This is a genomic window from Moorena sp. SIO2C4, from assembly GCF_010672485.1.
Lineage (GTDB): Bacteria > Cyanobacteriota > Cyanobacteriia > Cyanobacteriales > Coleofasciculaceae > Moorena > Moorena producens.
Genome location: NZ_JAAHGN010000257.1, coordinates 1 through 7,985 on the forward strand (window position 1 = coordinate 1; position 7,985 = coordinate 7,985).

5 protein-coding genes and 2 pseudogenes are annotated in these 7,985 nt (G+C 42.5%); 2 read left to right on the top strand and 5 right to left on the bottom strand.

The features are described from left to right. From F6K20_RS15260 to F6K20_RS15275, 4 genes and pseudogenes are all read right to left on the bottom strand, one after another. Window positions 1–239: pseudogene (locus F6K20_RS15260) on the bottom strand (dTDP-4-amino-4,6-dideoxygalactose transaminase); the annotation flags it as partial. A gap of 146 nt (window positions 240–385) precedes the next feature. Beyond that, window positions 386–1,561 (bottom strand): glycosyltransferase, encoded by a 1,176-nt coding sequence (locus tag F6K20_RS15265; RefSeq protein WP_009148973.1) that lies wholly within the window; start codon window positions 1,559–1,561, stop codon window positions 386–388. Between the two features lie 861 nt (window positions 1,562–2,422). Continuing rightward, window positions 2,423–3,049, bottom strand: coding sequence for a hypothetical protein (locus F6K20_RS15270; protein WP_009148974.1), 627 nt, complete (start codon window positions 3,047–3,049; stop codon window positions 2,423–2,425). Window positions 3,050–3,209: 160 nt separating this feature from the next. Beyond that, the gene (locus F6K20_RS15275; protein ID WP_009148975.1) at window positions 3,210–4,649 is read right to left on the bottom strand and encodes a NupC/NupG family nucleoside CNT transporter; all 1,440 of its coding nucleotides are present in this window, start codon (window positions 4,647–4,649) and stop codon (window positions 3,210–3,212) included. Between the two features lie 222 nt (window positions 4,650–4,871). Here F6K20_RS15275 and F6K20_RS15280 point away from each other — a divergent pair, with 222 nt between their 5' ends. Then, window positions 4,872–5,132, top strand: coding sequence for a hypothetical protein (locus F6K20_RS15280; RefSeq protein WP_009148978.1), 261 nt, complete (start codon window positions 4,872–4,874; stop codon window positions 5,130–5,132). Between the two features lie 105 nt (window positions 5,133–5,237). After that, window positions 5,238–7,268 carry an ABC transporter ATP-binding protein gene (locus F6K20_RS15285; protein ID WP_009148981.1) on the top strand — a complete coding sequence of 677 codons (2,031 nt, stop codon included), beginning with the start codon at window positions 5,238–5,240 and terminating at the stop codon, window positions 7,266–7,268. Window positions 7,269–7,462: 194 nt separating this feature from the next. Here F6K20_RS15285 and F6K20_RS15290 read toward each other — a convergent pair. Then, window positions 7,463–7,985 (bottom strand): annotated as a pseudogene (locus tag F6K20_RS15290) (3-deoxy-7-phosphoheptulonate synthase); the annotation flags it as partial.

Sequence of the window (7,985 nt, forward strand, 5' to 3'; positions counted from 1 at the left end):
ACTTCATCACCTGGTTGGATGTTTAATAGTAGTGCCGCCATTTCCAAAGCATGGGTACAAGAAGTGGTTAGCAGAACCTTTGGAATTGACAATATTTGTTCGAGTAGAGCATGACATTGTTTGGTAATAGCACCATCACCGGAAAGATCCATGTTCTTGATGGTCTGTTGGATATACTCAAATTCCGTTCCGACAGTAACAGGGCGGTTAAAAGGTATAGTTGACAAAGTAACTTCCATTTTTAGTTAGCAATTATTAGTTTCTACTTGGTATTAATCCGATTAATTTTTACAATGCACCTGAAATCCTATAGATTCTGACTTCTTGCTCTGGCTGGTTATTGCTAGTAATCCTAATAATTAGTAAATTTTTATTAGGGAGATGTTTAGTTGTAGCGCCCTGAACTTAACCGATGCTGAATTAACCACTGTTCATTTTCTGGTGAGTCATGTAGCCATCGCTTAATTAGGTCAGCAAATTTTACTGGAAGCTGCAAACTCTTCCAGGTTTCGTAAGAGGCTATAGACAGATTATGGTAAAGATCTGAATCGGAAAGCAGCTTTTGAATAGATTCTGCTAAAGCAACAGAGTTGCCAGCAGGAAAAATTTTCGCACTGATGCCATCTTTTAGTTTATTAATAAACATTGGGTGATCTGAAGCAATGATTGGAGTTCGAGCGCAAAGGGCATGAGTAATTGCTAGTGGGAAACCCTCTGGAAATTCGTGGCGACTAGGAACTAATACAAGATCAGATTCTCTCATCAGAGGAACTACGGTATTATTTGGTACTATTCCCAGAAACTCTACACAGTCTTCGATTTGTAGCTGCTTAGCTTTATTGACAAAGAAACCTGTTTTATCGTTACCAGCTATCTTCAATTTTATTGGAAACTTATTAGCTTTTAATTTAGCGATAGATTCTAATATATCCCCAACCCCTTTAGCTTCAATCATTGACCCAATGTAAAACAGTTGCCAAGACTTGGCCTGTGCTGGGAGAGTTTTTGGTGACAAGGATTCTGGGGTTTCAGTAACAATAAAAGTCCAAGGAATTATCTTGTCAGATTGGACTCCTATGTCCTGGAGTACTCGGGAGGAATCAATCCCATAACTACCAATCCATTGGATTCGATCATTATTTAATAATTGGCTTAGTAAATAATTACGAAACTTGTTACGCACCTTTCTGGTTGGAATAGATTCAGCAAATAGGGCTAGGGTTGGAACATTATTCTGAATTGCCCAACGAAAAACTTCCCGAATTGGTGTGCGAACAACTAAATGAGTGGGATGGTAATCTTCAATCAATTTGATTAAATTTTTAACCTTAATCTCTCCATTAAACCCTGCACCAATGGCACGAACTCCTTTTTCCAGTAGCTGATTGTAGGGTTTTTCGGTCATACAACAGAGAGTTGCAACTTCCCCAATTTGTTTGCCAATTTCAGCTACCGCATCTACAGAATATTTCTGAGCATAGTATGTCTCAGGTCCACCGTTAGCTAAGCGTTCAAAGGCTTCACGGTAATCTCCAGCATACTGAATAATCAATAAACGCATGAAATTAATTACGTTATTCTAACTCAATTTTCCTAAAAAACATTAATTTTTTTATAAATTACCGTTATTTTTTTTAATAAATAAAACTATACCCTTAATATAGACTATTCCATTTGATTAATTGTCATGATAGTGATTTTTAGTATAAATGTGTGATTTTTAAAAAATTAGCATACACTACCATTGATTTATTATCGAAATCCTTAAAGATTAAGTAAATAATATCAAGACTAGGTAACGCTAATTTTTCCTATCCATTTAATTTAAAAAATAGATAAAAAAAAGCTATAGAGCATCAGGTGTAAGCTAATAGGCATTTATAGCAGTCGAAGTAAAGCTTAAGACATATTTATGCTCCCTGCTCCCTTTAAACCAAAATACTCTGTCCTAAACTATAATTCGGTTGCTATAAATTTTAAGATCGATCCAGTTGTGCAAAAGGCTTCAATCCATCTCCCAATCTCCCAATCTTCCAATCTCCCAATCTCCCAATCAGCACCGATTCATAATTTACATGCGTGAAAGCTTAATTATCAATACAAGCTCAATCAAATAAATCCGGATTATTGAGCCTATTTTTAAAAACCAATAAAGTCAAACTGAGTGCCCTGGTCTATAGAGAAAATTTTGTTAAGGGTGGTTATTAATTAGTGGTTAGTTTATTTTTTTTACTAACTACTAAATAGTCAAGTAATAACCACCCTCCAAGGAGGTAATTAATCCGATGTTACTAGAAGTGAGCAGCACAGAAAACTGCCTAGATTTGGTAAGTAAAGGCAGCTTTGGTGGATAAAAATTAATGCACCATAGACGATGGACAATTACCAGCTTCCCTGAAGCGTAAGGAGCATGCCATTGACCTTAAAGAGGTTTGAGAGTATTAGCCAAAAGTGCAATGGCATCTTTAACGTCTCCCTGAGCTGATTCTGTGGCGCAAATTAACATCACCACCACATTTTTACCCAGCTGACGCGCTAAGATCACTCCACTGACTGGCTGAGTCTGACCACCTAGGGTTAAGCTACCTCTCCAAGGAAGAGACACCCCTCCTGGTACTGGCTGAAAATTACCAGTTTGAAATCCTTCACCCCGCCTAAACTGTTCAATAGCAATCTGTGCTAGGGAAGGGTTGCTTAATGGACGATCTGTCGCTCTTTGTTCTACAAGCACCGTGTAGGCTAAGTTACCATCGGGTGCTTCAATTAATGGGAAACCACCCATGGTACTAACCTTATACCCTTCCAGTATACCCACCTGAAAGCGCTTTGTGAGATCTTTATAAGGTTCTTGATTAAGTCTTAAAGTATGGGCTGAGGTATCAGCAGTAGTGGGAAACGCTGCTAGGGCAGACAATTGAGCTTGAGCTGGTAATGATTGTATTGGTATAGTCAATTGTTCAGGTTTAGACCAAGGGGTGCGTCCCCCAATTATCAGTAATAGGGTAGTTAGCAGAGTTAGACCAATCAGCAAAAGTTGGTTACGTTTCATGGAATTATGCAGGAGGAATTATGAAATATCAATTACAATTTTTACCATTTCAGAATTTAGAATTTAGAATTTAGAATTTAGAATTTAGAATTTAGAATTTAGAATTTAGAATTTAGAATTTAGAATTTAGAATTTAGACTTCACATTTGCTGACTTGAGACTATTTTCCCAAAATTGCTGGGTTGCCGAAATCAAACACACCAGCAATACAGCCAGTCATGTATGTAGCTAAAGTTGCTGCCCAGAGAGCTTTCCAGCCAATGGCGCTAATGTCAGCACGACGTTCGGGAACCAGACTTGCTAAACCACCAACAAAAATGCCAAAGGAGGCAATATGAGCAAAGCCACAGAGGACATAGCTGATAATCAAAATAGCGCGATCGCTAATTAATCCCTGGGCTGATAGCTGGGCTAACTTAAGATAGGAAGGAATTTCGGTTTGTAATAACCGTTGACCGATTAAGACAGAGGCTTGCCACAGTTCTTGCCAATTTAGGGAAATACCAGTGAGAAAGGTCAAGGGCAAAAATAGTACCCCAAAGATATTATCCAAGGTAATCACACTAAAGATATTACCGATTAGCTGTAGTAGGGGATTGTCACTAGCAGTCAAATTAGCCAAATATGCAAAAAAAGTATTGACGAGTGCGACTAAGCCTAGGATTGCAATGACTACAGCGGCAATTCCCACAGCCATCCTCACTCCATCCGATGCTCCCACAATTAAACTATCGATGAGGCTAGGTTTTTTCTGATTCGGGTCTTCTTCCTCTGTTGGTACCTTCCCTAAGGTTTTCGGCACATCGGTTTCTGGCACAATCAGTTTCGCCATCACGAAGCAGGCGGGGATAGTTAGCACAGAAGCGGACATCAAGTGACCAGTAATTGTGGGGAAAGTGGGTCGCAAGAAACTGGTATAGAGAGCTAATACTGTTGAAGCAATCGAACCAAAGCAGCATGTAAGAATAGCACACAGTTCGCTGCGGGTCATATCGGCTAAGAATGGCTTGACTGCGATCGCTGATTCAATCCCTACAAAAATATTTGCTGCTCCTGATAGGGATTCAGCACCACTAATACTCATAGTTGCCCGGAATAGTCTGGCAAAGACCTGAACCACTGGCTGGATCACACCCAGTCGATACAACAGAGCAATCAAGGCGGAAAAGAAAACCACCTGGGGTAGGGAGCGGAAGGCAAAAATAAAGCCGAAATTCAGATTATCTGGAGTGAGGCGATCCCCTGGAACCGAAACGTAAGGAGTTCCCACTGCTCTGTAAATCCAGCGTCCCGCTGGACCAGGACCAACCATCAATTCTGGATCAGGAACAAAGGCAGAATTACCACCACCGAGCATAAACCTAGCTCCTGCTTCTGAAGCATCCAAGATAGCATTGAGAGCGTCATTCAAGCCGAGGATGAATTGGCGGGTGGGGGCAAACAGGAATATTAACAGTCCCATGACCAGTTGTAAACCAATCCCGAAAATGATCACTTTCCAAGGAATTAGGCGGCGATGTTCTGAACTGAGCCAAGCAATGAAACATAGGGCAAAAATACCACAGAAGGAAATAAGATTGAGATATAACGGATGAGACATCGGTCCTTGTGTTTTCAATTAGGCAATATCGTCAGCCATGAACTAGCACGACCAGATCCTATGCCAGAGGTACTGCCTCAAGCTAACTAAAACAATATCCGATTCAGGGGAATTTCTCGATGGTACAATCCCTAAAATAGTTTCAGGGAAATAAAGAATCCCAAATTAACGTAACTATTGCTAACTATTACCCCCCGAGACCCCCAGAGGATTGCTATATATATGGATGCTTTTGCCCCCTTACCGCCTCAGTGGACCAAATCAGCCACCCATGCCTTGGAATTCTGCTGTCCTAGTTGTCGAGCATCTGTTCTAGAAGCTGAGAAGGTTTGGATTAATCGGTCTTCACCAGTGATATGTGAAGACCACCGCCGGAAGTGGCAAGAGTTTTATCAATGTCAGTGTGGCTATGTATGGTGGGCTTGGAGTAGTGATCGCCCACCCTCAGAATTGAGCAATCGAGACAATCCTCCTATCGTTTAACCCCCGAGTCGTTACCGTTCTTTCGGTCTTCGTGGTTAACTAAAACTACTCTCAATTCTATTTTTCCTACCAAATTGTCAACTAAATCAACACCCTTAGTGTTAGATGACCAGCAGATCACCAGGTAAACAGGGAGCTCCAAAAATGCGAACGCAAGAGAACGACTGGAGACTTTTCCTACGCCTAGTCCCCTACGCCCGTCGCAGTAAAGGCCCGCTATTTATTGCAATTACTTTATTGATACCCCTGTCCGTAGCAAGTGCCATTCAACCCTTAATTGTCGGTCAGGTAATCTCTTTAATTCGTCAAGAAGAGCGAACTTGGTCTTTCCTATTAGAGCGCTCTCTCTCACAGAGCATCAATATTCTGATCTCTATACTACTATTAACCATACTAATCCGGTTAGTCTTTGTTGGGATTCAGGGATTCGTGGTGGTAAAGATAGGTCAGAAAATCACTGCTGCTATCCGGGAAGACCTATTTGAGCACGTCACCTCCCTAGCGGTAAGATTTTTTGACCGCACACCAGTGGGCAAATTGATTACCAGGCTCACTAGCGATGTGGAAGCCCTAGGCGATGTCTTTTCCACCGGTGCCATTGGCATCGTGGGTGATTTACTATCCATGATAGTCATTGCTGGCACCATGTTTTTGGTGCAATGGCAACTGGCATCGATCTTAGTGCTAATGCTCCTGCCAGTGACTACTATTATTATTTACTTCCAGAAACAATATCGCAAAGCTAACTACAAATCTAGGGAAGAACTTTCCTCCCTAAACGCTATGCTGCAAGAAAACATCTCTGGCATTAATATTGTGCAACTGTTTCGCCGTGAACAATACAATGCCGAGATGTTTCGCACGGTTAACCAAAAATACGTCACTGAAGTAGACAAAACCATCTTTCACGATTCAGCGATTTCAGCAACCCTAGAGTGGATTTCCCTGGTAGCGATCGCAGCAGTGTTGTGGAGCGGTGGTCATTTTATCCTCAAAGATCACCTGAGTTTTGGTGATTTGTCTGCCTTTATCCTCTATGCTCAGCGGCTATTTGACCCCTTGCGTCGGTTTTCAGAAAAATTCACTATGCTCCAAGCTGGTTTCACTGCAATTGAGCGCATCAGTGACATTATGAATGAAACCATTGAAATTCGTGACCCCGAAGGGTTGCAGGTCAGACGGTTGCAGGTGGCAAGTTCTCCAGAGTTTGAGGGAGGGAAACAAGACCGGAAACAATCTGGGGATTTACCGATAAAGCCTCCAAGCAGCTTGAATGGTGATCTAGCCCATCACTCTTCTAACTTATCCTTGGGCAATGGTTATACCGAACAACCGTCTAACCTTGGCCAAAAGGCCACGCTACGGGAACAACCTTTGACCAACGGTCACGCTACGGGAACAACCCTAAACGGAGAGATTTGCTTTGAACACGTTTGGTTTGCTTACAAGGAAGATGAATATGTTCTCAAAGACTTGCACTTTACCATTCATCCAGGGGAAAAAGTTGCTTTAGTAGGTCCGACCGGTGCAGGTAAAAGTTCCATTATTCGGTTGCTTTGCCGCCTCTATGAACCAAGCCAAGGGCGAATTCTCGTAGATGGGATTGATATTCGGGATTTACCCCAAGCAGAACTACGACGCCACATCGGGGTCATCCTTCAGGAGGGATTTCTTTTTGCTGGTGATGTTAAAAGTAATATTTCCTTAGGAGAAACCTACTCCATTGAGGCAATTAAAACCTCAGCGGAGGTGACGAACGTGGCTAGCTTTATCGAAAAACTGCCCCAAAGCTACGATACCCAGCTGCGAGAGCGAGGCACTAATCTGTCTGCTGGCCAAAAACAATTGTTAGCATTTGCTCGTGCTGCAATTCGTAACCCCCAAATCTTGGTGCTGGATGAGGCAACAGCCAGTTTAGATGTGGCTACCGAGGCTCTGATTCAAGAAGCTTTGGAACGGCTGTTAGAACAGCGGACTGCAATTATTATTGCCCACCGACTCTCCACTATCCGTAATGTAGACCGGATTCTGGTACTAAAGCGAGGAGAGTTAGTAGAGTCGGGAAGCCATGAGGAATTGTTAGGGCAAAACGGATTGTACGCTAGTTTATACAAATTGCAGATGCTAGGAGAATGATGGCTAATCTAGCATTTTCATTTAAGATGTGAAACTACCATTGATGGGAATAGGTAACAGGGAATAGGGAACAGGTAACAGTAGGAAAGAGCGATGCAGCGCTATAAGACCACGCTAAATCATTCCCTGTTCCCTTGTCCGAAGTTCCCTATTCCACCTCAAGTAGCGCTATAAATAAAAATTGTCGTTTCTGCTTAAGATGCGTTCGCGTAGCGTGACCGTTCGCGTAGCGTGGCCTTTTGGCCAAGGTCAATCGCTAACTCCGGAAGAGTGACAGGTTCTACAATCTGTCGTCCCACTGCTGCTGCCACCGGCTTTAAGCTATGAACCAAATCCACCATTGCTTCGATAGAAAGCGCCTGTCTAGCATCAGAAACAGATTTTTCTGGTTCCGGATGACATTCAATAATCAGTCCATCTGCACCAGCGGCCACTGCAGCTTTTGCCAGAGGTGCCACTAATTCCCGCTTACCCACAGCATGGGAAGGGTCTACAATCACTGGCAAGTGAGTCAACTGCTTGAGTGCTACTACTGCTCCTAAATCTAAGATATTGCGGGTATAGTTATCGAAACTGCGAATACCTCGTTCACACAACACCACCTGAGAGTTACCGTGACTGAGGATATATTCCGCTGCCATGACGAATTCCTCAACAGTAGCAGCTAGTCCCCGCTTTAGCAGTATCGGCAAGTCTTGCTTACCCAAGGCTTTGAGA

Excerpts from the sequence above, each read along its gene's own strand:
- F6K20_RS15265 (WP_009148973.1), bottom strand. The coding sequence starts at position 1,561 with ATGCGTTTATTGATTATTCAGTATGCTGGAGATTACCGTGAAGCCTTT.
- F6K20_RS15270 (WP_009148974.1), bottom strand. The coding sequence starts at position 3,049 with ATGAAACGTAACCAACTTTTGCTGATTGGTCTAACTCTGCTAACTACC.
- F6K20_RS15275 (WP_009148975.1), bottom strand. The coding sequence starts at position 4,649 with ATGTCTCATCCGTTATATCTCAATCTTATTTCCTTCTGTGGTATTTTT.
- F6K20_RS15280 (WP_009148978.1), top strand. The coding sequence starts at position 4,872 with ATGGATGCTTTTGCCCCCTTACCGCCTCAGTGGACCAAATCAGCCACC.
- F6K20_RS15285 (WP_009148981.1), top strand. The coding sequence starts at position 5,238 with ATGACCAGCAGATCACCAGGTAAACAGGGAGCTCCAAAAATGCGAACG.